This is a genomic window from Rhodococcus sp. MS13 (genome assembly GCF_013277835.1).
In the GTDB taxonomy this organism is placed as follows: domain Bacteria; phylum Actinomycetota; class Actinomycetes; order Mycobacteriales; family Mycobacteriaceae; genus Rhodococcus_F; species Rhodococcus_F erythropolis.
On record NZ_VBTL01000002.1, the window covers coordinates 578,609 to 604,474 of the forward strand.

The 25,866-nt window shown below is 63.9% G+C and carries 23 protein-coding genes and 1 riboswitch; of the genes, 12 read left to right on the forward strand and 11 right to left on the reverse strand.

The window, feature by feature from the left end; genetic code table 11:
- The first annotated feature begins 111 nt into the window (after positions 1-111).
- The 5 genes from FEZ59_RS05040 to epsC all read left to right on the forward strand — a co-directional run bounded on the left by FEZ59_RS05040 (position 112) and on the right by epsC (position 5,543).
- Complete coding sequence (locus FEZ59_RS05040; RefSeq protein WP_241895989.1) at positions 112-1,263, forward strand: hypothetical protein; 1,152 nt, start codon at positions 112-114, stop codon at positions 1,261-1,263.
- 133 nt (positions 1,264-1,396) lie between these two features.
- Complete coding sequence (locus FEZ59_RS05045; protein ID WP_021333139.1) at positions 1,397-1,735, forward strand: DUF6802 family protein; 339 nt, start codon at positions 1,397-1,399, stop codon at positions 1,733-1,735.
- Between the two features lie 277 nt (positions 1,736-2,012).
- On the forward strand, positions 2,013-3,842 hold the full coding sequence (locus FEZ59_RS05050) for a phosphoenolpyruvate carboxykinase (GTP) (protein ID WP_172932318.1): 1,830 nt from the start codon (positions 2,013-2,015) through the stop codon (positions 3,840-3,842).
- 181 nt (positions 3,843-4,023) lie between these two features.
- A complete protein-coding gene (cysK, locus tag FEZ59_RS05055) occupies positions 4,024-4,959 on the forward strand; it encodes a cysteine synthase A (protein WP_019747115.1) in 936 nt (311 codons plus the stop codon).
- A 5-nt stretch (positions 4,960-4,964) separates the two neighbouring features.
- Positions 4,965-5,543, forward strand: coding sequence for a serine O-acetyltransferase EpsC (epsC, locus tag FEZ59_RS05060; protein WP_019747116.1), 579 nt, complete (start codon positions 4,965-4,967; stop codon positions 5,541-5,543).
- Positions 5,544-5,601: 58 nt separating this feature from the next.
- Here epsC and FEZ59_RS05065 read toward each other — a convergent pair whose 3' ends face one another.
- Genes FEZ59_RS05065 through FEZ59_RS05075 form a run of 3 tightly spaced genes read right to left on the reverse strand, consistent with a single transcriptional unit; the run spans position 5,602 to position 7,844 of the window.
- On the reverse strand, positions 5,602-5,907 hold the full coding sequence (locus FEZ59_RS05065) for a hypothetical protein (protein WP_020968582.1): 306 nt from the start codon (positions 5,905-5,907) through the stop codon (positions 5,602-5,604).
- A gap of 28 nt (positions 5,908-5,935) precedes the next feature.
- Entirely contained in the window at positions 5,936-6,895 is a 960-nt protein-coding gene (locus FEZ59_RS05070) for a cation diffusion facilitator family transporter (RefSeq protein WP_019747118.1), read from the reverse strand.
- A gap of 10 nt (positions 6,896-6,905) precedes the next feature.
- On the reverse strand, positions 6,906-7,844 hold the full coding sequence (locus tag FEZ59_RS05075) for an alpha/beta hydrolase (RefSeq protein WP_029254578.1): 939 nt from the start codon (positions 7,842-7,844) through the stop codon (positions 6,906-6,908).
- Positions 7,845-7,896: 52 nt separating this feature from the next.
- Here FEZ59_RS05075 and FEZ59_RS05080 point away from each other — a divergent pair, with 52 nt between their 5' ends.
- The 5 genes from FEZ59_RS05080 to FEZ59_RS05100 all read left to right on the forward strand — a co-directional run bounded on the left by FEZ59_RS05080 (position 7,897) and on the right by FEZ59_RS05100 (position 12,353).
- A complete protein-coding gene (locus tag FEZ59_RS05080) occupies positions 7,897-8,505 on the forward strand; it encodes a TetR family transcriptional regulator (protein ID WP_172932319.1) in 609 nt (202 codons plus the stop codon).
- 16 nt (positions 8,506-8,521) lie between these two features.
- Positions 8,522-8,659, forward strand: a riboswitch (cobalamin riboswitch).
- A 115-nt stretch (positions 8,660-8,774) separates the two neighbouring features.
- The gene (locus tag FEZ59_RS05085; RefSeq protein ID WP_003945625.1) at positions 8,775-9,782 is read left to right on the forward strand and encodes an iron ABC transporter permease; all 1,008 of its coding nucleotides are present in this window, start codon (positions 8,775-8,777) and stop codon (positions 9,780-9,782) included.
- Complete coding sequence (locus FEZ59_RS05090; protein WP_172932321.1) at positions 9,779-10,597, forward strand: ABC transporter ATP-binding protein; 819 nt, start codon at positions 9,779-9,781, stop codon at positions 10,595-10,597. Before FEZ59_RS05085 ends, FEZ59_RS05090 begins: the two co-directional genes overlap by 4 nt.
- Positions 10,594-11,655 (forward strand): ABC transporter substrate-binding protein, encoded by a 1,062-nt coding sequence (locus tag FEZ59_RS05095; RefSeq protein ID WP_172932322.1) that lies wholly within the window; start codon positions 10,594-10,596, stop codon positions 11,653-11,655. Before FEZ59_RS05090 ends, FEZ59_RS05095 begins: the two co-directional genes overlap by 4 nt.
- A complete protein-coding gene (locus tag FEZ59_RS05100; RefSeq protein ID WP_172932323.1) occupies positions 11,652-12,353 on the forward strand; it encodes a (2Fe-2S) ferredoxin domain-containing protein in 702 nt (233 codons plus the stop codon). The genes FEZ59_RS05095 and FEZ59_RS05100 overlap by 4 nt, the downstream gene beginning before the upstream one ends.
- 1,142 nt (positions 12,354-13,495) lie before the next feature.
- Here the strand turns inward: FEZ59_RS05100 and FEZ59_RS05105 are convergent.
- From FEZ59_RS05105 to FEZ59_RS05125, 5 genes are all read right to left on the reverse strand, one after another.
- Entirely contained in the window at positions 13,496-14,941 is a 1,446-nt protein-coding gene (locus tag FEZ59_RS05105; protein ID WP_003945530.1) for an aldehyde dehydrogenase, read from the reverse strand.
- A 4-nt stretch (positions 14,942-14,945) separates the two neighbouring features.
- The gene (locus FEZ59_RS05110) at positions 14,946-16,115 is read right to left on the reverse strand and encodes a hypothetical protein (RefSeq protein WP_172932324.1); all 1,170 of its coding nucleotides are present in this window, start codon (positions 16,113-16,115) and stop codon (positions 14,946-14,948) included.
- 1 nt (position 16,116) lies between these two features.
- Positions 16,117-17,304: a phosphotransferase family protein gene (locus FEZ59_RS05115; RefSeq protein WP_030245371.1), complete on the reverse strand. Its 1,188-nt coding sequence runs from the start codon at positions 17,302-17,304 to the stop codon at positions 16,117-16,119.
- A gap of 139 nt (positions 17,305-17,443) precedes the next feature.
- Positions 17,444-18,331: an ROK family protein gene (locus FEZ59_RS05120; RefSeq protein ID WP_020968591.1), complete on the reverse strand. Its 888-nt coding sequence runs from the start codon at positions 18,329-18,331 to the stop codon at positions 17,444-17,446.
- 4 nt (positions 18,332-18,335) lie between these two features.
- Positions 18,336-19,106: a class I SAM-dependent methyltransferase gene (locus tag FEZ59_RS05125; RefSeq protein ID WP_003945692.1), complete on the reverse strand. Its 771-nt coding sequence runs from the start codon at positions 19,104-19,106 to the stop codon at positions 18,336-18,338.
- Positions 19,107-19,279: 173 nt separating this feature from the next.
- Between FEZ59_RS05125 and FEZ59_RS05130 the strand changes: the two genes are divergently transcribed.
- Positions 19,280-20,494, forward strand: coding sequence for a glycosyltransferase family 4 protein (locus FEZ59_RS05130; protein ID WP_019747129.1), 1,215 nt, complete (start codon positions 19,280-19,282; stop codon positions 20,492-20,494).
- Here FEZ59_RS05130 and FEZ59_RS05135 read toward each other — a convergent pair.
- Positions 20,441-22,180 (reverse strand): hypothetical protein, encoded by a 1,740-nt coding sequence (locus FEZ59_RS05135; protein ID WP_172932325.1) that lies wholly within the window; start codon positions 22,178-22,180, stop codon positions 20,441-20,443. The genes FEZ59_RS05130 and FEZ59_RS05135 overlap by 54 nt on opposite strands.
- 33 nt (positions 22,181-22,213) lie before the next feature.
- Between FEZ59_RS05135 and FEZ59_RS05140 the strand changes: the two genes are divergently transcribed.
- The gene (locus FEZ59_RS05140) at positions 22,214-23,440 is read left to right on the forward strand and encodes a polysaccharide biosynthesis protein (RefSeq protein ID WP_031331334.1); all 1,227 of its coding nucleotides are present in this window, start codon (positions 22,214-22,216) and stop codon (positions 23,438-23,440) included.
- Here FEZ59_RS05140 and FEZ59_RS05145 read toward each other — a convergent pair.
- Positions 23,421-24,377: an ABC transporter substrate-binding protein gene (locus tag FEZ59_RS05145; RefSeq protein WP_172932326.1), complete on the reverse strand. Its 957-nt coding sequence runs from the start codon at positions 24,375-24,377 to the stop codon at positions 23,421-23,423. The genes FEZ59_RS05140 and FEZ59_RS05145 overlap by 20 nt on opposite strands.
- A 169-nt stretch (positions 24,378-24,546) precedes the next feature.
- A complete protein-coding gene (locus tag FEZ59_RS05150) occupies positions 24,547-25,680 on the reverse strand; it encodes a DUF3068 domain-containing protein (protein WP_019747133.1) in 1,134 nt (377 codons plus the stop codon).
- Positions 25,681-25,866 lie beyond the last annotated feature (186 nt).

Here is a 25,866-nt window from a genome sequence, read left to right on the forward strand (position 1 = left end):
CAGGTTGCCGCCGAAACATCCAGTGGCACTAGAATTTACGTTGTCGGCCCACCGAGGTGTGGACGGGAAGACGTCGCCCGGATGTTCGATGCTTCGGATGACTGTTCGACAGTGACACGCGAGGTGGACGCCGACGTCGTACTTCTGGTCGTCGACGCCGCCAGTGTGATCGGACGCGAGGATCTTCTTCTTCTCGACGACGCTGCAGAGAGCGGAATCCCGGTGGTGGTCGCGCTGACCCGCATCGACGTCTACCGAGACTGGCAGGCGGTGCGCCGGCGTGATGCCGAGATTCTTGCTTCGCACTGCACCGCTTTTGCTCAGGCCCCGGTGGTCCCGATTGCGCCTGGTCAAGAGCAGTCGCTCGTTGCGGTCGTGAGCCGGGCGGCACGGGAGAGGGAAGCAGGCGGTTCGGATTCCGGTGTCATCGCGCAGACGCGCCGGATGATCGAGATAGAGATCAGGAATCTGCGTGACAGTGTTCCTGGTGCCGAACTGCGGGCCGAGCGATCACAGCTGCTCGCAGACCGTGACGGCCGGCGAGGCGAACGCCTGGTGCAGGTGCGAAGCCGACTGCAGCGAGCGCGCGGGGATCTGTCACAACAAATCGCCGAGGCAACCCGGGCTACGGTCGCGGGGGCACGTGCCTGGGTCGATGCGGCCTCGCGAGCCGAATTGGGCAGCGTGCCGACGCGACTGCAGCACGAGGTCGACCACCACACCCGGGTGTTCGATGCCGCGATGGCGGCAGCGGTGGAAGTGGCGGGCACGACCGGATACATGCCTTCCCCACGGATTCCGGAGGGCCCGCCGCGCCGTCAGCGCGGAAACGAGGACCGGGTGACAATTCTTGTCGGCGCGTCCGCGGGTCTCGGCCTCGGCCGTATCGCGGTGACTCCGCTGGAGATGATTCCGGCCCTGGAGTTCGCGAGTATCCCCGTGACGTTGGTTCTGGGTGGCGCCGCGGCGTGGTGGTTGGCGCGAACTCGCGGGCTGACGGCGGATCGTGCCTACTCGAGGTCGTGGATCGTCGAATCGATGTCGACGGTTCGCGCACAGTGGGAGCAGCGAGTCCAGAGTGTTCTGCTCGAGGCCGAGGCGGATCTGGGAGCGGCGATCATGGCGGAGAGCCGCGAGCAGGTGGCGTCGGCGCAGGCCCGAATCGTGGAGATCGACGGTGAACTTCGTGAGCTTGCCGCGGCCAGATCAGGGCAACTGGCGTCGTGCGAGCGCGACCTCGCCGTTTTGAACGCCGCCTACTGACATTCCGCGAGTGCAGAGTTCTCCACAGCGCCGCAATTTCGGCCACGACTGATCGTCGGGGTCTGGTAATACTGAGCGGACGGTTTCGGTAGGGGTTGCCGAAGCAGTAGGTCACCATCCAGTAGGGGGAGTAATGGACGCATTTCTGATCACGGCCGGACACATCGACGGGCACGAAGCCGAAGCGCTCGATCCTGGGCGTATCGAGCCCGAGACCTTCGGGCCCTCGTCGGGACCGGTCGATGCCGGCGACCTGAACTTCGACGCCTTCGACTTGGACGGTGACGGAACGGTCGACAGCCGTGTCGTCCACTCCGACGACGACGTCGTGATCGTGTCCGATTTCGATCGCGACGGTAGCGCCGATCGCCTCACGATGATCGAGTCGGACGGCGACTACTCGGCCTGGGAATGCAGTCGAGACGACGAAGGCGCCCTCGTGTGGCAGAAAATCGATGCCGGAGCGCTCTGAAAAGGTTCCGTTTATGTGCTCTGAGCGCCGGGTAGGCACCTGAACACACCAACTGAATCGTTTCTGTGACATTTCTGACCGCACCCGATTACCTGCAGGTGAACAGCCAGCGTTAACCTCAATACATAGGACACCCGGCGTCCGTGAAATCCACGTGAGTGGATGACGCGGCTGGACCCCGTCGAGAGGGGGACACCGGGATCGACTGGTATCGGGGCGCTGCAGTTTGCATCCGGTGTCACGAGAACCCGGTTCCGGCTCACCCCAGGAGAGTTTGATGACCTCAGCGACCATTCCCGGTCTCAATGGAACTGACGGCACGCCCCCCACGCAGCACAAGGAACTGCTTGCATGGGTGCAAGAGGTTGCCGAACTCACCCAGCCTGATCGCGTCGTCTTCGCAGACGGCTCGGACGAAGAATGGGACCGACTGACAACGAAGTTGGTCGAGGCAGGAACCTTCACCCGCCTCAACGACGAGAAGAAGCCGAACTCTTTCCTCGGCAACTCCGATCCGTCCGATGTCGCGCGAGTCGAATCGCGTACGTACATCTGTTCGAAGGAAGAAATCGACGCAGGTCCCACCAACAACTGGATGGACCCGGCGGAGATGCGCACCCTCATGGGTGACCTGTACCGCGGTTGCATGCGTGGACGCACCATGTACGTCGTGCCGTTCTGCATGGGCCCCCTCGACGCCGAGGATCCGAAGCTGGGCGTCGAGCTCACCGATTCCGAGTACGTCGTCGTCTCCATGCGCGTCATGACCCGCATGGGCAGCAAGGTTCTCGACAAGCTCGGCACCGACGGATTCTTCGTCAAGGCGCTGCACTCCCTGGGCGCTCCGCTGGCCGATGGCCAGGAAGATGTCGCGTGGCCGTGCAACGACACCAAGTACATCACTCACTTCCCCGAGGATCGTGAGATCTGGAGCTTCGGTTCCGGCTACGGCGGAAACGCTCTCCTGGGCAAGAAGTGCTACTCGCTGCGTATCGCTTCGGCAATGGCGCACGACGAGGGTTGGCTGGCCGAGCACATGCTCATCCTCAAGCTCATCTCGCCCGAGGACAAGGCCTACTACATCGCGGCGGCATTCCCCTCCGCTTGTGGCAAGACCAACCTCGCGATGATCCAGCCGACCATCCCCGGATGGCGCGCCGAGACCCTCGGTGACGACATCGCCTGGATGCGTTTCGGTGAGGACGGACAGCTCTACGCCGTCAACCCGGAATTCGGTTTCTTCGGCGTGGCTCCCGGCACCAACTGGTCGTCGAACCCCAACGCCATGCGCACCATCGACCAGGGCAACACGGTCTTCACCAACGTCGCTCTGACCGACGACGGTGACGTCTGGTGGGAAGGCCTCGAAGGCGACCCGCAGCACCTGATCGACTGGAAGGGCAACGAGTGGACGCCCGAGTCGGGCACCCATGCGGCTCATCCCAACTCGCGTTACTGCACCCCGATGTCGCAGTGCCCGATCATGGCTCCCGAGTGGGACGACCCGAAGGGCGTGCCGATCTCGGCAATCCTGTTCGGTGGACGCCGCAAGACGACGGTTCCGCTGGTCACCGAGGCTCGTGACTGGCAGCACGGCGTCTTCATGGGTGCAACGGTCGGCTCCGAGCAGACCGCAGCAGCCGAAGGCCAGGTCGGTACGGTTCGCCGCGATCCGATGGCTATGCTGCCGTTCCTCGGCTACAACGTCGGTGACTACTTCCAGCACTGGATCGACCTCGGCAAGTCCGCGGACGCGTCCAAGCTCCCCAAGGTCTTCTACGTCAACTGGTTCCGCCGTGGCGACGACGGACGCTTCCTGTGGCCAGGCTTCGGCGAGAACTCTCGCGTCCTGAAGTGGATCGTCGAGCGCATCGAGCACAAGGCTGCCGGCATCGACACCCCGATCGGCGTCGTTCCCACCGGATCGGCACTCGACATCGAAGGCCTGGACGTGTCGGACGCCGACATCACCGAGGCCCTCGCGGTCAACGTCGACGAGTGGAAGGCCGAGATCCCGCTCATCGAAGAGTGGTTCGACTTCGTCGGCGAGAAGCTGCCGACCGGCATTCGTGACGAGTTCGAAGCTCTGAAGCAGCGGTTGGCCTGATAAACCGCCCCCGTATGTAGTGGTCTGATGCCGCATTGGTTCAATTTGATGAACCGATGCGGCATCGGTCGTCTGTATGCCCTTGCCTGTAGCCGTTAAGCAGTTCAGCCGTTATGCAGTTCAGCCGTAAAGCAGTGATCAGCGAGCGGGTCGACACACTCGATCCTCAGGAGGACCAGATATGAGCGGGATCTACAACAACGTGACCGAATTGGTCGGGCGCACCCCGATCGTGCGGCTCAACCGTCTGACCGAGGGCCTGGACGCACAGGTCGCCGTCAAGCTCGAGTTCTACAACCCGGCCAACAGCGTCAAGGACCGGATCGGCGTGGCAATCATCGACGCCGCCGAGAAGTCCGGTGCACTCAAGCCCGGCGGAACCATCGTCGAGGGCACCAGTGGTAACACCGGTATCGCACTCGCCATGGTCGGTGCTGCTCGCGGCTACAAGGTCATCCTGACCATGCCGGAGACCATGTCCACCGAGCGTCGCGTGATGCTGCGTGCTTACGGCGCCGAGATCGTGCTGACCCCGGGCTCCGAGGGCATGGCCGGTGCAGTCGCCAAGGCCAAGGAAATCGTCGAGCAGACCGAGAACGCTGTCTCGGCCAGCCAGTTCGCCAACCCTGCCAACCCGGCCATCCACGAGGCAACGACGGGCGAAGAGGTCTGGGCCGACACCGACGGCGCCGTCGACATCTTCGTGTCCGGCATCGGCACCGGCGGCACCATCACCGGCGTCGGACGCACCCTTCGCAAGTACAAGCCCGAGGTCAAGATCGTGGGCGTCGAGCCCATCGACTCGCCGATCCTCAACGGTGGCCAGCCCGGTCCCCACAAGATCCAGGGAATCGGCGCGAACTTCGTGCCCGACGTCCTCGATCGCGAGATCTACGACGAGATCATCGACGTCTCGTTCCCCGATTCCATCGAGGTCGCTCGCGCACTCGGCACCCAGGAAGGCATCCTGGGCGGCATCTCGTCCGGTGCCATCGTCTGGGCCGCACTCGAGTTGGCGAAGCGTCCGGAAAACGCCGGCAAGCTGATCGTGGCTGTCGTGTGTGACTTCGGCGAGCGTTACATCTCCACCCCGCTGTTCGAACACATCCGGGACTGAGACTTGTGAGTATCCTCGGGACAATTCGCGAGGACCTGCAGGCTGCGCGCGGTCAGGATCCTGCCGCGCGCAGCAATGTGGAGAACGCGCTCGTTTATTCAGGGCTGCATGCCATTTGGGCGCATCGGGTTGCGCATCGCATGTGGGTCGTCCCTGCACTACGCGGCCCGGCGCGAGTGCTCTCGCAGCTGACACGCTTCGTTACCGGCATCGAGATTCACCCCGGTGCCACCATCGGTCGACGGTTCTTCATCGACCACGGCATGGGCGTCGTGATCGGGGAGACGGCCGAGGTCGGTAACGACGTGATGCTCTATCACGGCGTCACCCTGGGTGGTCGCTCGCTCGAGCAGGTCAAGCGTCACCCGACGCTGGGAGACCGAGTCACCGTCGGCGCTGGTGCCAAGATCCTCGGACCTGTCGTCATCGGTGAAGGTAGCGCTATCGGCGCCAATGCCGTTGTCACCAGAGATGTTCCGGCCGAATCCATCGCGACGGGTATCCCGGCGGTGGCGCGGCCACGGACCACCAAGGAAAAACTGGTGGACCCGAACAGTTACATCGATCCTGCGATGTACATCTGAAGCACTCCTTCTTCGATGGCCACCCTCGTGTAGACGGCGGGTGGCCATCGGCGTCTGTTCAGGCTCGCGTCAGGTGCCACCCGCGACGTCCCAGTACGACGGCCGTCGCAGCGCCCAGTGCTGCTCCGATCAGGGGATAGCAGGCCAGGACGAGCCAGCGTGGATTGTCCGATCGGGCGTCGAAAGCGATGTTCAACGACGACTCGTAGTCCCGAGCCATCTGTACGCCGCGCAGTGGTACGTAGGAACCCTGATAGACGATGGTCTCGTCAGGACTGGTCATCACGTCGATCAGACTGCCTACCAGGGGAATTCCCCCGACGACAAATCCCAGAACCGCCAGAATTACGATCAGTGCGCGCATCGAACGAGCCTATCGCCCGGCCGGAAGTTCAGACTGCGATCGACGGTTCTTCGGGCGTCGAGAGGGTCAGGATCGCTCGCACGACGCGTGGACTCTGCTCGAGTGAGCGTTCGAGTTCGCGCAACGTGTGGGCCACTCGGGATTCCGCGTAGTCGCCGACCAGGTCGACGCTGGCCACCAGGTACACCTGCCGCGGACCGAGGTATTCCATGCGCAGGAACGTGATTCGGTTGATCTCGGGCAGTTGGGTGAGAGCTTCGACGGCTGCTGCCCGCAGCGTCGGTGAGGCCTCTTCGCCGACCAGGAATCGGCGGTTGCGATCGATCAGGATGATCGCGATGACTCCGAGAAGTATGCCGACGAAGATGGAGCCGAGGGCGTCGGGGATCGGTGAACCGGTGATCTGGTGCAGTAGGACGCCGACGAATGCGATGACCAAACCGATCAGTGCCGCAGCATCTTCGGCGAACACGGCCCGGGTCGTCGGGTCGGACGTGTTGAGCGCCTGGGCCATGACGTCGCGGTTCACGGCGGATGCTTCGGTTCGGAGTTGCTTGTACGCCTGCCGGAACGAGATGCCTTCGAGGATGAACGAGACGCCGAGGACTGCGTAGGCGACACCGAAGTCGGTGGCCGGTTCGGAATGGAACAGTTCCTGGATGCCGTGGGTGATCGACACACCTGCGCCGAGCGCGAAGAGTCCGAGGGCGGCGAACATCGACCAGATGTAGGCCTCCCGGCCGTACCCGAGTGGCTGGTCTCGGTCGGGAACCCTTTTCGAGCGGCGGTTCGCGATCAGCAGCAGCACTTCGTTGCCGGTATCGGCCCAGGAGTGGGTGGCCTCGGCGACCATCGATGCAGATCCGGTGACGATGGCGGCCGCCGTCTTGGCCCCGGCGATCAGCGCGTTAGCCGCAAACGCCAGTACGACTGTCGTGGTGCTCTCGTCGCCGTTTCCCGTCGGCTCGGCCTTGGGTTCGATGCTCACGAACTTCAGGCTAGGCGGGTGGCGACGGTTTCGTGCGGTGACGCTCGGCGACGGAGCGCAGCAGTGTGTCGACGGCGTCGTGGAACTGCGTCAGGCCCGGCTCTTCGACGGGAAAGTGCCCGCACCCGTCCAGCATCACGAATTCGGTGGGTGCGTTGATGCGGCGGAGGAACTGCAAGCTCAGTTCGGGTGGCGTCCATCGGTCGGCGGCCGGGTGGGTGAGCAGAACGGGCGTCGTCCGAAATGCTTCGGGTGCGGTGTGCTCGAACGAGAAGTAGCTGCTGAGGAATCCGAGTGGCACCCGAACACCGCCACCGCGCGGATCGGTTGCGCACAGCGTCGCGAGTTCACGGTTGCTGCTCATGTTCGCGACGTCGGCGACCCAACGGATGGGCACGCGGATACGGCCCACCAGTCGTTCGGTGCGGCGCATCAGGGGAGCGCCGTAGACACCCATCGGGCCGAACCGCGCCGCGGCAGCTCTGGCCGACGGATTCGAGGGATCGAGCAGGCAGGTAGCGACGACGGCGTCGGCCAGACCGGTCCGCGCGGCTACCTCGTAGGCCAGCAGACCGCCGATGCTGGCGCCCAACAACACCAGCGGCCGATCGTCGGCTGCCTTCTCGGCCCGGACGAGATCGCAGAGGAGATCGACCCACTGCTCGTACCGGACGCCGGCGGGATCGGCTACGACGGTGTCGCCGTACAGCGGAAGATCAGGGAAGAGGACTTCGGCTCCGAGTTTCACGCCGATCCCGGCGAACGGCCACAATGCGCCCGAGTAGCCGCCGGCGCCGTGGATGCCGAGAACACGAACCGGCGCGTCTGGAACCACTGCCCGTGCGACGTGGACGGTGTTGCCGTTCCACTCCCACCACGTCGGGGTCGGCGCCGGCATGTGGTCGGTGTACCGGTCGGGCATAAACTTCGAGTAATCGGCGCTGGTCACCTACACAATTCTCGGTATCGGCGTCGCGGCTGACAACTCGCATCGGAGGACCGTGTCGACTCGGCGGAAAAGGCCCTCCCAGCAGCGCTCGAGGGCTACCTACGACGCGATCCTGGAGGCAGCTACTCGCGTTTTCGCGTCGGAGGGCATGGCAGCGACCACCAACCGGATCGCTGACGAGGCAGGGGTGTCGGTGGGCTCGCTCTACCAGTATTTCGGCGACAAGTACGAGATCCTTGCGGAGTTGGCGAACCGTCACGTGAGTGCTGCGCGGGAGAGTTTTGCGCTCTGCCTTGCCGACATCGTCGAGCGTGAACTCGCCCCGGACGAGGCCGTCCGGATGTTGGTGGAGTGCGCGGTCGAAGTGAACAGTAAGCCGCGAGAGTTCTTTCACCTGCTCTACGATCAGGTTCCGCGTACGCGTGAGCTCATCGAGCAGGTCGAAGGAATGAATCGGCAACTGGTACTGGGTTTTTCGGAGTACCTCCAGAGCTACGGTTTCAGTGCGGAGGATGCTTTGTTGACGTCGCGGCTGACCGTGACTGCCGTGGACAGTCAGGTGCATCGGGTTGTGCTGGAATCGGATTCACCCGAAGAACTTCGAGTGCGAACGGAAGCCGTCGTGCGGCAGGCGAGATCGATGATCGCGTCGGAATCCTGATCCGGTGTGCGGAATGGTGACCACAGTCCGTTATGGTTCTGACGTCATCATCGAGGTAATGGGAAGTCGGTGCAATTCCGGCGCGGTCCCGCCACTGTGAGGTCGTCCCTGCGTCGACCGTAGCCAGATACCACCCTCGTTGACGTTGTGTCATGCCACGAGGATGGATCGGTCACACCATGAATGCTGTTGGCGGAGCTCTGTCTCCACCTACCCACCTGCCTTCGCCGAAGGCTGGTGCGCCTCGAGGACGGCTCAGTCCGGGTATCGTGCTGCCCGCTCTGCTGGTCGTCACCGTGCTCTCTGCTGTGTGCGCGTTGGCATTCGGATCCGAGATGCTCCCCGTGTCCACTGTGGTGGACGTGGTGCACTCGCGCTTCGGAGGCCCACCCGTCACGCGTTCCGAACTTGCGATCGTGTGGGGGATCAGAGCACCGCGGGTACTGCTCGGTCTGGCCGTCGGCGCTGGTCTTGCCGTCGCCGGCGCGGTGGTGCAAACCCTCGTCCGTAACGCTCTTGCCGATCCCCACCTGCTGGGAGTGTCGTCCGGCGCGAGTGTCGGTGCCACCGCCGTCATCACCACCGGACTGTTCGCCGGCGCGGGAGTGTGGGCGCTCAGTTTCGGCGCGATGATCGGGGCGTTGGGAGCTGCGATTCTCGTCTTCACCATCGCGACGCTGCAAGGCGGTATCACTCCACTGCGATTGGTTCTGACCGGCACCGTTACCGCATCCGCCCTGTCGGCGATCGCGAGTTTTCTGGTGCTGCGTACCAATGATTCCCAGGCCGCGCAGTCCGTATTGTTCTGGCTCCTGGGAAGTTTGGCCGGGGCATCCTGGGACAAGTTGTGGGCGCCGGTCATCGTTGTGTTCCTGCTGACGGCAGCGGTGTTCGCCCTGCACGGTTGGCTGGATGCGCTGGCGGCCGGACCGGACGTCGCGGCTTCGCTCGGTATTCCCATCCGAACCCTGCGAAACGTGCTGTTCGGCGTGCTGGCAGCGTTGGTCGGCACGATGGTTGCAGTGTCCGGCGCGATTGCCTTCGTAGGCTTGGTCATACCGCACGTCACACGCATGCTCGTCGGAGCCAGACATCGAGTGGTGTTGCCGGCGGCAGCGCTGATCGGCGCGTCGTTCCTGGTGTGGGTCGACGTCGTGGCGCGGACCTCGTTGCGGCCGACCGAGATCCCGCTGAGCGTGGTGACCGGGGTGATCGGTGCCCCGCTGTTTCTCCTGCTTCTCGGCCGTCGGCGCTACCGATTCGGTGGCAGTTCGTGAGCGCCCGCGCCCTGGCGCTGACCGCGTCCGGAGTCGTTGTCCACATCGACCGCCGAACCGTCGTCAAGGGCGTCGACATCGCGGCGGACGCCGGTGCAGTAGTCGGCGTCGTCGGTCCGAACGGATCGGGCAAGTCGACTTTGTTGCGTGCGCTTGCCGGTCTCGGACCGATCGCCGACGGTGACGTACGCGTCGGCGGCGAGTCCGTGCACGCGATGTCCGCGCGTTCGCGGGCCAAAGCCATTTCTTTTGTGGCGCAGGAAGAGCAGAGTCCCGCCGATTTGTTGGTTCACGAGTACGTGACTCTGGGGCGCACGCCACATGCAAAGCCCTGGAGTGTCGGCGGAAAGCTCGAGAATGCCGTCGTTGATCGTGCTCTGGGCGAGGTCGGAATGATCGAGCACCGGTTCTCTTCGATGGACACGCTTTCCGGCGGCGAGCGTCGGCGGGTATTTCTCGCCCGAGGTCTCGCGCAGGATGCCGGCGTGCTCATCCTCGACGAGCCGACCAATCATCTCGACATCCGGCATCAACTCGAACTGCTCGATCTGGTCCGGTCGTTGGACCGGACGGTCATCATGGCACTGCACGACCTCGATTTGGCTGCGGCAGTGTGCGATCGGGTGCTCGTGCTCGCGGATGGAGTTGCCAGGGCGTTCGGACATCCATCCGACGTACTCACCACCTCGGTGGTGGCAACTGTCTTCGGCGTCGAGACTTTCGAGCTCGTGAACCCCGCGACAGGCCGTTCACACCTCGTATTCGAATCACGAAATTCTCAACTACAACAATCATTTTCGGAGAGTGCACTTTGATACATGTCAAGACTCGAGCGTCGTTCGGTGCGGTTGTAGCCGCGACAGCGTTATTGACAGTTGCCGGCTGCTCGGCAACCGCGCCCGTCGACGAAGCTGCAGACAAGACTTCGGTGACATTGGAGAACTGCGGGACCGAAAGCACTTTCCAGCTTCCGATCGAGAACGTCGTTGCGACAAGCAATGCGGCCAATATCGGCACCATTCTCCGAGTCGGCGGTTTGGATCGTCTCGCGGCCGTCGTGTTGAACACGAACAACGACGCGATCATGGAGTCGATGTTCGGCCCTGGAATTGCGGACGTCCCACACCTGGACGGAACGATCACGATGGAGACGATTCTGGGTAAGCAGGCGGACCTGGTGGTCGGCTCCTACAGTGGCTTGTTCAAGGGAGCCTCCGGTGTGACGCCGGAATCGCTGCAGAGCAACAACATCGATGCATATGTGATTTCCGATAGTTGTAGGCAGAGTGCCGCAGCGGATTCCGCGCTCGGCACGATGGGTCCGTGGGATGCCCTTCGTGCGGACGTGACCAATTACGGAAAGCTGTTCGGAACCGAGGACACTGCCGCCGAGGCACTGAACGAATTGGATTCACGTTTGGCACGTCTGGAGTCCGCGCCAGATGCCGCCGACAAGCCGAAGGTCTTGATCTACGACAGCGGTGAAGAAGATCTGTACACCAGCGGAGGCAACGGAGCCCCCAACGGAATCGTCGACGTCGCCGGGGGAACCAACGTGTTCGCCGACGTCGACAACACCTGGTTCAAAGCGAGCTGGGAGACCGTCGCGAAGTCAGAACCCGACGTCATCGTGATCATGGACTACAAGAAGAGCGCTGACGAAGTACAGGGCAAGATCGACGCGATCAAGAGCCGAGAAGGCCTACGCGATCTCGATGCCGTCAAGCAGAACCGCTTCGTCGTACTCCCGCTCGCCATGTTCACCAGCGGATTCCCCAACGTCTACGGCGCGGAAGAGCTGCGCGCGAAGATCGAAGAGTTCGGACTTGCTCCGTCGAGCGGGATCGACTGGACAACCGCGCCGTCGGCATGAGTGTCGACAGTGGTTCGAATCGGGTGATCGTCGTACTGCGGCCGACCGTCAGCGGCCTCGACGAGTCGGCCGCGCGACGGATGTTCGACGCTGTTCGGGCCGGCACCGACGCCGACGTTCGTATTGCGTACCTCGATGTCGCGTCGCCGAGCCTTCACGAGGAACTCGATCGAGCGCATACCGATGACGTGGGCAAGGTCGTGTTGATTCCAGTTGCGGTGCCGAGGGATCGGTACCTGCTCACGTGGACCAGCAAGGCGGTTGCGAACTGGCGCGAAACCCGGATCGGTGCCGAACTGGAAGTTTCGCTCCACGAATCGGAAACGCTCGAAGGTGCTGTGGCCGCGCAGGTGATCGATGAACTCGGCGCGGCAGGAAAGCCGATCACTGCCAGTCCGGCGTCGTATCGCAGTCCGGCTTGGTCGGTGATCGAGCAGCACGATACACATCTGTTGGTGTGCAAGGGGCCCCGCTGCATGGCGTACGGAGCAGGGCCTCTCCACCGGGCCATGAGTGCGGCGGCCAAAGGCACTTCGGCAAAGGTGACGGGAACCGGTTGTCTGAGCCCGTGCACCCTGGGCCCGTTGGTGATCGCGAACCCCGGTGGCACCTGGTTCGGTCATGTGGACGCCGGTGACGCTGAAGCATTGGTCGCAGGTCAGGAGAATCAATTGATGGATCACGTTCTGGACCGGTAGATACAGGTCGGCGAAACAGAGAACCCGCTGAGCGCGAAGTGCGCTCAGCGGGTTCTGTCCATCAGTGAGACGGTCAATTCGATTCAAGTGGTCGAATATTTCTTGCGGACCCGGTCAGCCTGAATTGATTTCTCTTGAATGCAACCAGGACCCTGTGGCGATTGTCCGTCAATCAGACGACTGCCATGAGTATCGAGATTGGGTAGAAATATTCAGACCAATGCGAATTCGAGGAGTGAACCATGGGATACGACAATAGGTGCCGGGATTGCCAGCACGGCAAATGTTCGGTCTGCAACGGGGAGGGGAAGGTGTGGGGAACCTTTGGAAATTGCACGAGGTGCCACGGGCAAGGCGGTAGCCCATGCGCGCAGCACCGATGAGTCAATGCTGCTCAGGCTAGCGCATTAGGTTCGGTGAACGTCGATGTCAACGCTATGAGAGTTGGCCGCCGAGTGCCTGAATCCGGCGAAAAATATTCGTTATCAATCGGTCGAGAGGATATTCAATGGACATGGTAGTAGTCGGATTCATTGCATTCATCTCCTATGCTGTAATCGGTCGGGCAATAGGGACGTCTTACTGGAGAAGGAAACACGGAGTGTATCGCTCCTTTTTCTCGACAGAGGCGATATTTACAGGAATGTTCGGATTTCTAGCAGTTGGTCTCACGTGGCCCGTTTCCATATTCATCCCTGCAGTTCGAGCGCCCGAGCTTTGCACGCACGGCAGTCATATCCTGGAACGGGATTCTGCGCGTCGCGAGTATGAGCAGATGGAGGATGCGCTTCGTCGGGAGCGTGGACTGGCCTGAATGGTGCCTCGATTACGTTTGAAGCCCGCCGATTGACCAATCGGCGGGCTTCAAACATTCATGTCTCAGGAACCGAAGGGAAGGGTTCCCGGCGGGATCTGGTATCCACTGCTGCCGACGGAGGCGCTGCCCCAGAGTGCGAGGAAAGCGTTGATGGCGTTGGTGAGCATATGAATGTCCTTTGTGAGATGACTGATTCGTTTTCGACGGTACCGGGTGGATCTGTGGATTCGCTGGGAGTTGGCACCCATTTCATGGGGCTGGCACCCGTTCCGGCAGGTCGGAACGGGTGCCAACTGTCAGTAAAGGGTGCCAACTCCCGGGTGGGTCAGCCCACGTAGCCGGGCGGCATGAGTACGGACTTGGTCTCGCAGAAGGCTTCGAGGCCCTCAGGTCCGTTCTCGCGCCCGATACCGGAGTTCTTGTAACCACCGAACGGTGATCCGGGATCGAAGGCGTACCAGTTGATCGCGTAGGTACCCGTGCGGATCTGCGCGGCAACTTCGAGTCCGTGATCGATGTCGGTGGTCCAGACTGATCCGGCGAGGCCGTAATCCGAATCGTTGGCGATCTTGATGGCCTCGTCCTCGGAGTCGTACGGGATCACCGAGAGGACGGGTCCGAAGATTTCCTCGCGTGCGATGGTCATCGAGTTGTCCACGTCGGCGAAGATCGTCGGCTCGACGTACCAGCCCTTGTCCAGGCCGGCGGGACGTCCACCGCCGAGTACGACGCGCGCGCCTTCTTCCTTGCCCTTGGCGATGTAGCCCTCGACGCGCTCGCGCTGCTTCTCGGAGATCAGCGGGCCGAGTTGTGCTGCGGGATCGGACGGATCGCCGACGGTCATGAAGCCTGCCGCGGTCTTCATTCCCTCGATGACCTCGTCGTAACGCGAACGGGGAGCGAGGATTCGGGTCTGAGCGACACAGGCCTGGCCGGTGTTCATCAGGCCGGACATGACCAGCATCGGCATTCCGGCGGCGATGTCGGCGTCCTCGAGGATGATCGCGGCGGACTTGCCACCCAGTTCGAGGGAGCAGCGCTTGAGGTTCTGCGCGGCGATGGCACCGATCTTGCGGCCGACGGCGCTGGATCCGGTGAACGTGATCTTGTCGATGCCCGCATGAGAGACCAGGTATTCGCCGGTCTCGGCTCCGCCGGGGAGCACGGAGATGACGCCTTCGGGAACACCTGCCTCGGTGAAGATCTCGGCGATCACGTGGACGGAGAGAGGGGATTCGGGTGCGGGCTTGAGCAGTACGGTGCAGCCGGCGAGCAGTGCGGGGGCCAGCTTGTTGATCGCCAGGAACAGCGGGACGTTCCAGGCCAGCACGGCGGCGACGACGCCGACGGGCTCACGGGTCACCTTGGTCTGCCCGAATGCGCCGGTGCGCTTCTCTTCCCACGCGAACTTGTCGGCCAGCTCGGCGTAGTAGCCCAGCGTCGCCATTGACGGGGTCTGCTGCATCATGCCGACCATGGCGGGCGGCTGGCCCATCTCGTTGGAGATGAGCTGGTTGATTTCCGCGCTGCGCTCTTCGATCAGCTTGGCGGCCTTGGCGAGGATCGCGCCGCGCTCGGCGGGGGTGGTGCGTGACCACGGTCCCTCGAACGCCGCGCGGGCTGCGGACACGGCCGCGTCGATGTCTGCCGGTGCTGCGATGGGACAGCTGCCGACGCGCTCCTCCGTTGCGGGAGAGAACACTTCGAGTACCTGGTCGGTGGCCGGGGCCACCCATGCTCCACCGATGTAGAGCTTGTCGTAGTCAGTCATCAATTCATTCCTCGGTGTTGTCGGTCGCCGCGAGGGCATACGCGTCGTCTGCCTGTGCGGTGTCGGTGAAACTGGTGAATCCGTATTTCTCGTGCGGTCCGATGGCGGCTACCTCGAAAAGGCCGGTGCCGGTATGGGTATTCGTGCCTTCGGTGAGCGTGAAGGACGCGAGGTTGTCGACGGGGGAGAACATGCGTTGGAACGGTTCGATCTCGTGGACCTTGTGGCGGAGCCCCTGTACGACGAGTTCGCCCTGCCACATTCCGTGACGCCAGTCCTGTTCGAGCCCGTAGCCGGTGCCGATTCCGATGTAGTTGGCCAGCAACAGTTCGCAGGTGACGGTGAGGACTTCACCGCCTGGCCGGTGGAAGGTGATGGTCGCTCCGGTGACGTCGCGGGTGTCGGGGCAGAACGTCAGCTCGTGTTCGGGTCGGCCGAGCCATTCGTTGTCCCTGGCTTCGTCCGGCCACACTCGCATGGCTTCTTCGACGATGCGCCTGCCCTGCTCGTCTTCCTGCATGATCACCGAGATCGTGAACTCGTCGAACTGCATGACCGCGTAGATCCAGAAGAAGTTCTGGATTCCGTCGACGGCGCGTCTGCCTTGCGGTTCGGCTTCACCGACCGGACGCACACCCCACGAGCGGTCGCGGTTACCTCGCCACGTCTTCGGGTCGATCGCGAGGTCCTCCCCGTCGACGGTGAGCGATCCGGTCCACGTGCCGGTCTGCAGGAAGCGTGAGGTGTCGAACGTGACTCGTTCGAGTTGACGGCGAAAGTGCTTGGGCTCGAGCGCCGCGGGGATGGTGGCATCGAAGGTGATGTCGAAGGAGAGATCGTATTCGCTGCCCGGTTCGAGTACGACGCGGAGCTTCTGCAGCCCTTCGAGCACTTCGACGCGCAGAGGTCCGACGGTGGTGTCGGTACGGTCGGCACCCAGCGCCTTCGACATGCGAGCAACGATGTGGTCGTCACCGCGGCGAAGGACAGCGAATGCGTCCATGACGCCGAGGTTGGGGTACTGGCCGAGTCCGACGATGAGGAACACGTCGGGGGATTCGGTGGGGTAGCAATTGAAGTAGTAGCGGTCGTAGAAGTTTCGATCCGAGGTGGCTACGTGACGGATCGGTTCGGCGATCTGGTGAACGGGATAGTCGTCCATCGGTGAGAGCATGTCAGGCCAACCTCTCCCAGTAGGTACCGTCGAGCATCGCGGCGAGCGAAGCGCGGTGCATGATCATGTCGTCGGGGTCTTCGGGTCGCTGTGACTGGCCGAAAGCTATGGCGCGGGCCTGGATTCGCCACATGATGACCGCCTGACGCAGTGCGGCATAGGTGACGTAGAACTCCAGATCGTGTGGGGCGTGGCCGGTGATCTCGGCGTAGGTCTGCGCGAGATCCGGCAGTCGAAGGAAGTCGGGAAGACCGGGTAGGTTCGCCAGTCCGGCGATGTCCTCGAAGAACCTGTGCAGGAATGCCATCCAGCCCAGATCCATCTCTCGCGGGCCGAGAGTTGCCATTTCCCAGTCGAGTACGGCTACCGGCGCGAAGTCCTGGTACATGACGTTGCCGATGCGCGAGTCGCCCCAACAGAGCACCGCCGGAGAATCGTCCGCGGGATTGTTCTCCTCGATCCAGTCGAGGGCACGTTCGATGAGCGGTGATCTGATGCCGTCGGAGACCACCCACTCGTAGTACGCGCGCTGCTCGGCGATGTGCGCCGTGAATGCGTCTCGTGCAGTCGTTCCCGAATTCGGGAGTCGGAGGAAGTCGAAACGCTCGCACGGCTTGTCGATGGCGTGCAATTGAGCCAGGACGTCGACCGAGCTGCGCTGGAGCGTTTTTCGCTGCTCGGGGGACGCTTCGGTGACCCACGATCCGAAGTTGTACGGCATGACGTCTGGCGGCACGTCGCCGGAGATTCGTTCCATCACGAAGAACGGCGCACCCAACGCGTCCGGGTCGGATTCTGACCAGTACACCGCGGGCACAGGTACCGCCGAGTGCTCGCGCACCTGAGCCATGGTGCGGAACTGGGATTCGAGGTCGTAGGTCGGAAACACCGGCATGGTCGATTCCGTCGGTGCCACCCGAGCGACCAAGGGATGATGATCGCCGTCCCAGGTGGCGTCGAAGAGGATGGTTTCGCTGGACATGCCGTTGGCTGCGGGCAAGGTGACGTCGGCGACGGTCACAGTGGATCCGCTCGGCACCTTGCCGGCCATCCACCGTTCCAGGCGCTCACGGAGGTCTTCGGTGTCGCGGAGGGAATCGCTCGGTCGGGCGACCTGGGCGTGATGCTCGGTTTCATCGGTCGAAGAAGCAGTCGAGGCAACGTCAGATGAGGAAGCGTCTGGGCTCACGGTCACCTCCTTCCCGTAGACGTCACGTGCAATGCCCGTAACGGTGTGAGTCAGAACACTAAAACACGTTACAGAAATTGGGAACAGGTGGCACCCGTTTAGTGGGACTCCCTACGGATTTATCGGGGAAGAACGCGTGTCAGATAACGGCGGTGAGCGCGAGCAAGCCCGCACCGGTCAGAGTTCCGGCGCCACCCAGCTCGGCGGGAACGATCCGGAGCCCGGCGATGAACGACAAACGGGCATGTCGGGCAGCCGCGTCGAGCATCGGTTCCCACAGCGGTGCACCCGACTGGGCGAAACCGCCGCCGATCACCGCGAGGTCCACGTCCAGGAGGGCAGCCGCCGAGGCGATGGCACCACCGAGCGCCGTGCCTGCGCGGTGGAGCGCGTCCACGGCGATCGCGTCGCCGCTGCGTGCACCCTCGGCTAGTTCACGGCCGGTGTTTCCCGACCAGCTCTGGCTACGAGCCCATCGCACCGCGGACGGTCCACTGGCCACCGTCTCGAGGCAGCCGACGCCCCCGCAGCTGCACGGTTCGGAAGATCCTGGAACGACGAGGTGGCCGATGTGACCGGCGTTCCCCGTGCGACCCCGAGCAATCTCACCGCCGAGGACGATTCCTCCGCCGATTCCCGTCGAGACGACCAGGCTCAGGAGGTTCGGGGTTCCGCGTCCGGCGCCGTGGTGGAACTCCGCCAATGCCGCTGCGGCTCCGTCCATGGCGAGGGCGGTTCCGGCATCGGGAAAGACGCTGCGGACGCCCGCTACGAGCTCGAATCCCCGTGCCCACTCGGTGATGTTGATGGGGGCGACGACGCCGGCGACGGTGTCCACCGGCCCGGCGCAAGCGATGCCCACACCGTCGACGTCGCGGCCGTCTGCGACTCGTTCGAGCAGCGCCGCACACGCTCCCCACGGGTCGGTCTGCGGCGTCGGCACACTGTCGAACACGGGAACGCGGCCGTCCTCGGACACGACGCCGGCCGCCATCTTGGTGCCACCGATATCGAGTGCGAGGCGCATGCCGCTATCGCTTTTCGAGAACCACGACGAGGTTGCTCACCAGGAACTCCCGAAGACCGGGGACTCGGACCATCCACCACGCCCACGACGGGTGGTAGCGCGGGATCGCGGCGAGCAACGTGCCCTGGCTGGTTCCACGGGCCCAGCGTAGGCCGTCGGTGGCGCCGACTTTGAACAACGACACCCCGAATCTGTTCTTCGGTTCGCGTCCGGTCTTGCGGAGGTACCGCTTGGCTGCGTACTCGCCCCCCAGCGCGTGCCACGGTCCGGTTTCGTGGCCGCCGAACGGACCCCACCACAGGGTGTACGAGAGAACCATCAAGCCGCCGGGCTTGGTCACGCGCAGCATTTCCTCGGCCATCAGCCAGGGCTCGCTGACGTGTTCGGCCACGTTGGAGGAGAAGCAGATGTCCACGGACGAGTCCAGGAACGGCAGTGCCAAACCGGATCCACGCACCGCGCCGCCCACGGTCAGACCCGCAGCATGCATCTCCGACGGATCGGGTTCGACGGGAATGTAGCGGGCACCTGCGGCTTGAAAGACCTCCGCGAAATAGCCCGGACCACCGCCGACGTCGAGGACAGTGAGACCGTCGAGGGATCGTCCGGTGTGACCTTCGTGCAGGTCCGAGATCAACTCGACGGAGTCGCGCGCAAGCGCGCCGTAGAAGATGTCGGGCGCGGACTGCTCGTGGCGGAAGTCGCTGAGCAGGCCGAACGAGCGTTTCAGGGTTGCCCGTCGGCCGAAAATGCGGGTCACTGCGGGCTTGGTCACGGGTAGCAACTTTAGCCACTGGGTCGCCCGGTCCACGAACACCGTCAGGAGCGCGGCAATACGGACGCTCGAACAGTTAGGGTGTTCGGCAGGGTTACCGGCCGGTCAGGCGGGGCATCCCGCAGGATCGCCCGAACCGGGGTGGCCACCGACCGACTCAGGGAGTAACGCACGTGCGCGAGGTTCTGTTGCTCTGCTGGCGCGATACCGGGCATCCCCAGGGCGGTGGAAGCGAGCGTTACCTCGAGCAGGTCGGATCCCAGTTGGCCGAGCGCGGTATCAAGGTGACGCTGCGGACGGCGTCGTATCCCGGGGCGCCCGCGTCGGAGGTTCGAGACGGCATCACGATCAGCCGGGCCGGTGGACGTTTCAGCGTGTACCCCCGCGCTCTGGCCGCCATTGCCGCCGGACGTCTGGGTTTCGGATCGCTCAAGGGCATTCGCCCCGACGCGGTGATCGACACCCAGAACGGCATCCCCTTCTTCTCGAAGACCGTGGCGGGTGCGCCGGTCACGCTTCTGGTCCATCACTGCCATCGTGAACAATGGCCGGTGGCAGGCAAGCTCGTCGGCCGGATCGGCTGGTGGGTCGAATCGCGATTGTCACCGCGCACCCATCGACGTAGTCAGTATCTGACGGTGTCGCTTCCTTCGGCCGAAGAATTGGTGGACCTCGGTGTCGAGCGCGAACGAATTGCCGTGGTGCGCAACGGTGCCGATCGGCTCCCCGTCGGCGTCGACGCGGGTGGATCGATCACCAGGGCCGAGCGTCCCACCATCTCGGTTCTCTCACGACTGGTGCCGCACAAGCAGATCGAGGACGCACTCGAGGCCGTCGCAGCCCTGCGTCCGACGCTTCCGGACATCCATCTCGACGTCATCGGTGGTGGTTGGTGGGAGCAGAACCTGCGAGATCGTGCCGCCGAGTTGGGAATCGGTGACGCGGTCTCGTTCTACGGTCACGTCGACGAGGCTCGTAAACATGAGCTCCTTGCGCAGTCGTGGATTCACCTCATGCCTTCGCGGAAGGAAGGGTGGGGCCTGGCGGTCATCGAGGCTGCGCAGCACGGTGTTCCGACGATCGGTTACCGCAGTTCCAAGGGCTTGACCGATTCGATCGTCGACGGAGTGACCGGGCTGTTGGTCGGCGGTGAGCACGCCGGCGACGGTGACATCGCTGATCTGACGCAGGCGGCAGGCACCCTGCTCCGCGACCATGAACTCCGCACGGTGCTCGGTGAGAAAGCTCGGGTGTGGTCGGGCGAGTTCTCCTGGGAGCAGACCGGCACCGGAGTGCTCGAGGTGCTGACCGCGCACAAGGACGGTCGGTGGGTCTCAGGACTGGCCGCGCCTCGCGAGTCGAATTCGGTTCTGGTTCAGTCCGACTGAGATCAGCGCGATCACGCCCATCAGTATCCAGGCGAGATGCGCAGCGATGACGGCAGTTCGGGCACCGGTCGACGCTTCCTGCGCGGCAACATCTCCGGGTACCCGGTAGAGCTCGAGATCGTTGTCGGCAAAGACCTGTTCCAATCCGTCGAGTGTCGCTGCCGCCTTGCCGAGTTGGCCTGGTGTCTCACGCTCGATCAGTACCCATCCGACTCCGAGATCGGCCAACTGCGTAGGACTCCCGCCGGCAAGCAGCAGATCCTCGACCTGGGTGGCCCGGGTTCCTTCACCGCCGACAGCACCACCGGCAACCACCAGTTGGCCGGTCTGCAGCACGTCGAGGGGTAGGAAGCGTGGTGCTGGATCGAGTACCGGCGCATCACCGCTGTAGGGGAAGGCACGGAACATCCCGGCGGGAAGCACTGCAACGTCACCGGTTTCGTCTCGTAGTTGCTCGGCCACCACGGTCCAGGACCCGGGATAGTGCACGGGCTTCAACGCGCCGCCGACGCCCCACACCAGATCCGGTAGCGCCACGATCGTCACCACGACGGCGGCGATCGAGAATGTCGGGCGGGGAAGGGAGAACCGATTGCCCGCCCACATCACCGCGGCGGCGGCAGCGAGTGCGTAGAACGGTACGGCCAGCGCGACCCACTTCTGGGCGTCACGCAGTAGACCGGCGCCGGTGAACACCTCGACCGACCATCGGCCGACGTCGAGCCCCCACGGGGTAGCGCCCAGGGTCGGAGCGAGCACCGCGAACAGGGCCAGCGCGCCGAGTCCACTGACAACGGGGTTCCGGCGTCGGCGCCATAGAGCGGGCACACCGGCAAACACCACGACAAGCAGAAGAACTGTTCCGACCAACGCGAAGAGTGTTGTGCGCGTGGACGGTACCGCTGCCGAGTTCCAGATACCGCCGAGCCCGGCGAGGCTGCCGAGCGTCGCGAGTCCCGGTTCTGCTCGGGCGGCAAAGGCGGCGACTCCCGCTGGATCGGAACCGTCGCCTGCTGCTCCGGATACGAAGGTGGCGACCAACCACGGCGAGGCGGCGACGAGGAACAGCCCGAAAGCGCCGCAGACACGCCGCATGGCCGAGGTTCGGCCTCCGGGGGTGGCTACCACCACCAGCGCGGCCGTCAGAGCGAGCAGAGCGCCGGTAGGTGTCAGGCCCGCGAATGCCAGTGACGCGGCCAACGCCCACCAGGACCCGGGCGTGGCTCGGCGAACTCCGATTCCGGCACACACGATCCACGGCAGTGCGGCATATCCGGTCAGCAGGCTCCAATGTCCTTGTAACAGGCGCTCGGCCACGTAGGGGTTCCAGAGCATCACCGTCGACGCGACCAGTTGTGGACCGAGACCGGCCGTCGGCAGCAGGACGGCGACCATGCGCGCCGCACCCCAACCGGCGAGCCAGAGCGCCACGAGCAGGATGAACTTGACCACCAGTCCGCCGTCGATCACGGTGCTCAACGCTGCGATCAGCGCGTCCTGGGGAACGGCGCGGGCTGCGGCGTCGGTGAGTCCGAGGGCGGAGTCGGTCAAGTACGAGCGCGGCGTGCTGACGGCGTCGCGCAGCAGGAGGTAGCCGGGGCCGAGCAGCGGTCCGAGGATCAACAGTGCCAGCGCCAGGCTGTACGCCGCAGGCAGGTAACGGCGGTATCCGGCTTGCACTGTCATGACGCGCACGATACGTGGTGCATCATTACTGCCATGCCTCGCCAACCACTCGATCGCGCCGCCGCGGCCGGGGTCGGCATGGTTTTGGTGGGATCGATGACGGCCAATGTCGCGTCGTACCTGTTGGCATGGTTGGCCAGCCGATGGTTGGGTCCGGTCGGCTACGGAGAGTTCGCGAGTCTGCTTGCCGCCCAGTTGGTACTTGCGGTTCCGGCTTTGGCGTTGCAGACGGTGGTCGCCCGCGAGGCGGTGCGTGGCAAGAGCACAGATGCGTTGCGGTCGTTGGGGTATCGATGCACCGCGATCGTCGCCGTCCTCGCGGTTGCGCTCGCTCCGGCGATGGCGTGGCTGCTCGACACCGGAATCGTGGCGTCGTTCTCGGCATTGGTGACCGCGCCCATGTTGGTTCTGCTGGCAACGGAGCAGGGGTTGTTGCAGGGTCACGGTCGATTCGGCACTCTCAGCGCCGTGCTGGCCGGAGCCGGGGTGATGAAAGTCCTTCCGGCAGTGATCGTTCTGGCTTTCGGTGGCGGGGCAGGCGCGGCATTGGTCGCGGGCGCGGCCGGAACTGCGTTGCTGGTGGCGATAGTTCGAGTGGTCGACCGAACCGTCTCGGTGAGCGAGGACCGTGCGGTGCGTATCGGCGTCGTCTCCGTGCTCGCGGCGTCACAGGTCCAGCTCGCGCTGATCGCGTTGTCTTCGCTGGACCTGCTGATCGTCCGCGTCGTCCTCAGTGAGTACGACGCCGGTGTCTACGCACTCGGCGCCGTCGCGACGAAGGTGGCGTTCTGGCTGCCACAGGCAGTGGGCGTCGTGCTGTACCCGAAGATGGCGAATCCCGCGCACTCCGCTCAAGCGGTTCGCTCGGCGTTGGCGGTGCTCGTCGGTATCGGCGCCGTGTTGGTTCTGGGGGCGGCGGTTGCCGGCCCGCTGGTGCCGATGCTCGTGGGCGACGCGTACGCCGCCGTGGCTCCGATGCTGTGGGCCTTCGCCCTGCACGGTGCAGCGCTGGCGGTACTCCAGGGTGCTTTGCTGTCCGCAATCGCGTCAGAACGCACGCGAGTGGCCCTTCTGGCGTGGGCAGGACTGGTTGTGGAGGCGACGGTCATGCTGGTGTGGGCGAAGACGCCGGGAGAGTTGATCGGCGTCGCCGTGGTGGTTGCGTCGACGACGGCCTTGGCGGTGTCCGTCGCCGCAGTGCGAAGTGCCGACCGCGCCCGGCCGGCACCTCACAGCGACGTCAGTTCTCCAGACGCGTGAACAAATCGTCGAAGTAGTCGAGCGTACGCATCGCGGTGTAGACGGATCCGTAGTTGATGTTCCCACCTGTGTAGACGACGTTGTCGCCTTGTACTGCGCGGATACGGTTCCACATCGCGCGGTCGTCGGTGACGGGATCCACGCCGGGCGCGGTGGTGACGATCATTCCGTCGGCCGAGTCGAGGGCAGTCACCAGGTTTTCGGTAGAGATCTCCTTCTGTCCCTCGACCGGCCACTGGAGCTGGACGCCGAGGTCTTCGGCCACCTGCGTGGAGATGCCCTTGCGGTTGACGCCGTTGACCTTCTGATTCACGTAGTTCAGCAGCACGATCTGCTTGCTCGCCAAACTCCGGGCGTGGCGTTCCTTCAATCCGGCTGCTTTGTCCTCGTACGCTCCGATGACCTGACGGACTTCGGGGTTCTCGGTGCGATTCAGCCAACTCGCCAACTGATCGATGTTCTCGCGCCACGGACGGGTGAAGTCCATCGGAAGCACAGGCGCTGTCTGGCTCAACTGCTGCAGCGGCCACATGTCGGAGGCCTCACCGATGTCGGTGCAGATGATCAGGTCCGGTTCCAGCGCGAGAATTGCCTCGACGTTGACCGGTGCCTCGAACACCTGCGCCGTGGGATCGGCTGGAACCCACGGCTCGGCGGCGTCGAAGCTGTACGCGATGACCGGCAGGCCCATCGCAACGGCTGGTTCGAGGTCGAGTCGGGAGTCGATGGCGACGACGCGCTTCGGTGTCACCGGAATGTCGTAGGTTCCGAGCGAGGTCGTGACCGTGCGCATCCCGGACGCATCGCCCTCGGTACCGGCGGACCTTGCGCAACCGGCGGCGAACAGCCCGGAGAATGCAGCACTGCCGACAACAAATCTCCGACGTGTCAGATCGCTGACACAGATGTGCGAACCCAGAACTGTTGATGCGGGCATGTGGCTCCTCGTGTTCGGGGTGGTCTGGACTTCCAGAAAACGCTAAGCCCGCGACCACGCGGAGGGAACGACCCGTTGCGCCAATCCGTACGCCGATCCGGCAACAAAGTCTCGAAATGCAGCAGAGCGCCCCTTCCGTGTGGAAGGGGCGCTCTGCTTACTGCCTGAATCAGTCCTTGCGCAGATCCGGACGCGGGATCACCTGAGTGTCGTCCGAGGTCCAGTCGTGCTCACCCGGAGCCGGCTCGGGCGAACCCTGGCCGCTGGGATTCTGGTTCGTTCCGCCGTGTGCAGCGCGGGCCGGAGTTCCGCCCTTGCCGCCGCGAAGGCCGAGGAAGATACCGGCGATCAGCGCGATGACTCCGAGGACACCTGCCACGATCGGGACGGTGCGGCCGAACAGCGAGAGCTTGTCCATGCCGTCACGCGCCTGCTGGACCTGGTACTCGATGGTCGCCTCGTCGAAGGGCAGCGTGACCTTGAGAACCTCGACGTCGACGGCATCCTTGTTGCGGCCGTAGTACTGGTGCAACTGCTCCTGGCCCTTGACGACGACACCGGTCTTGGGCTCGACCCACAGATCACGGACGTTGGTGTACCAACGCGTCATCGTGATCGGGGTTGCGCCGCCGGGAACGCCCCAGGTGTCAGCGGGAAGGCTCAGCTTGTTGGTGGGGGAGTTGACGACCTTCGACAGGTCGACGGGATCGATCGTCTGCTGGAAGTGGTACACCTTCAGACCGTTGATCTCGGTCTCTTCGACGAAGTCGATGTCCTTCGTGGCGCGAGCGTTCAGGTCGAAGTAGGGGTAGCTCTTCTGTTCCGTGTTGAACGGGAACTTGTACTGCAGACCGTCGCGGGAAACTTCTTCGGCGGGCTGGTCGCTGGACGTCTGGACGGTTCCGACCGGATCGTTGGTCGGCATCGAGCTGACGCGATCGAGCGTGACGCGGTCCAGGGTTGCGGTCAGCAGTCCGGTATCGCCCTGCTTGTCGGTACGACGGACCGTCTGGCCGGCTTCGACGGTGATGATGTCGGCGTCGGACGGGTCCTGCGTGGTGACGTAGCGCTGAGCGACGATCGGCACGTTGGTGTCGACCTGTGCCTTTCCGCCGAGGAGGGCCGCCGAGTTGAGGACGCTACCGGTGCCTGTGGCGACGGTGGTCACCTCGAGGTCGAGTGGCGTCTTCTCCAGCTTGCCTACCGTGTAGGTAGGAATGAGGATGGCGATGGCCAAAAGGAAGGCACCGAGGCCCACCAGAATGCAAGGAAGTATCCGGCTCGGCCCTGAGCGTTCCGCCATGCTGTGACTCCTAACCCGTTAAGTCTTTCGAGGTTCCCCAACCGGCACAATATGAGCTGCGCAGATCGCATGGGGCCCCCGATGGACACCATGTGTGGCAGAACACTAACAGTCCACCGGCCCGGTTTGTCGCATGAGGGCATGAATTGGCCAGGCATTTTGTTGTGAGTCCCTGGTGGTTTCCCT

Coding starts and splice junctions, on each gene's coding strand:
- FEZ59_RS05100 (WP_172932323.1), top strand. CDS start 11,652: ATGAGTGTCGACAGTGGTTCGAATCGGGTGATCGTCGTACTGCGGCCG.
- FEZ59_RS05140 (WP_031331334.1), top strand. CDS start 22,214: ATGCCTCGCCAACCACTCGATCGCGCCGCCGCGGCCGGGGTCGGCATG.
- FEZ59_RS05145 (WP_172932326.1), bottom strand. CDS start 24,377: ATGCCCGCATCAACAGTTCTGGGTTCGCACATCTGTGTCAGCGATCTG.
- FEZ59_RS05135 (WP_172932325.1), bottom strand. CDS start 22,180: ATGACAGTGCAAGCCGGATACCGCCGTTACCTGCCTGCGGCGTACAGC.
- FEZ59_RS05150 (WP_019747133.1), bottom strand. CDS start 25,680: ATGGCGGAACGCTCAGGGCCGAGCCGGATACTTCCTTGCATTCTGGTG.
- cysK (WP_019747115.1), top strand. CDS start 4,024: ATGAGCGGGATCTACAACAACGTGACCGAATTGGTCGGGCGCACCCCG.
- FEZ59_RS05050 (WP_172932318.1), top strand. CDS start 2,013: ATGACCTCAGCGACCATTCCCGGTCTCAATGGAACTGACGGCACGCCC.
- FEZ59_RS05045 (WP_021333139.1), top strand. CDS start 1,397: ATGGACGCATTTCTGATCACGGCCGGACACATCGACGGGCACGAAGCC.
- FEZ59_RS05065 (WP_020968582.1), bottom strand. CDS start 5,907: ATGCGCGCACTGATCGTAATTCTGGCGGTTCTGGGATTTGTCGTCGGG.
- FEZ59_RS05105 (WP_003945530.1), bottom strand. CDS start 14,941: ATGACTGACTACGACAAGCTCTACATCGGTGGAGCATGGGTGGCCCCG.
- FEZ59_RS05110 (WP_172932324.1), bottom strand. CDS start 16,115: ATGCTCTCACCGATGGACGACTATCCCGTTCACCAGATCGCCGAACCG.
- FEZ59_RS05120 (WP_020968591.1), bottom strand. CDS start 18,331: ATGCGCCTCGCACTCGATATCGGTGGCACCAAGATGGCGGCCGGCGTC.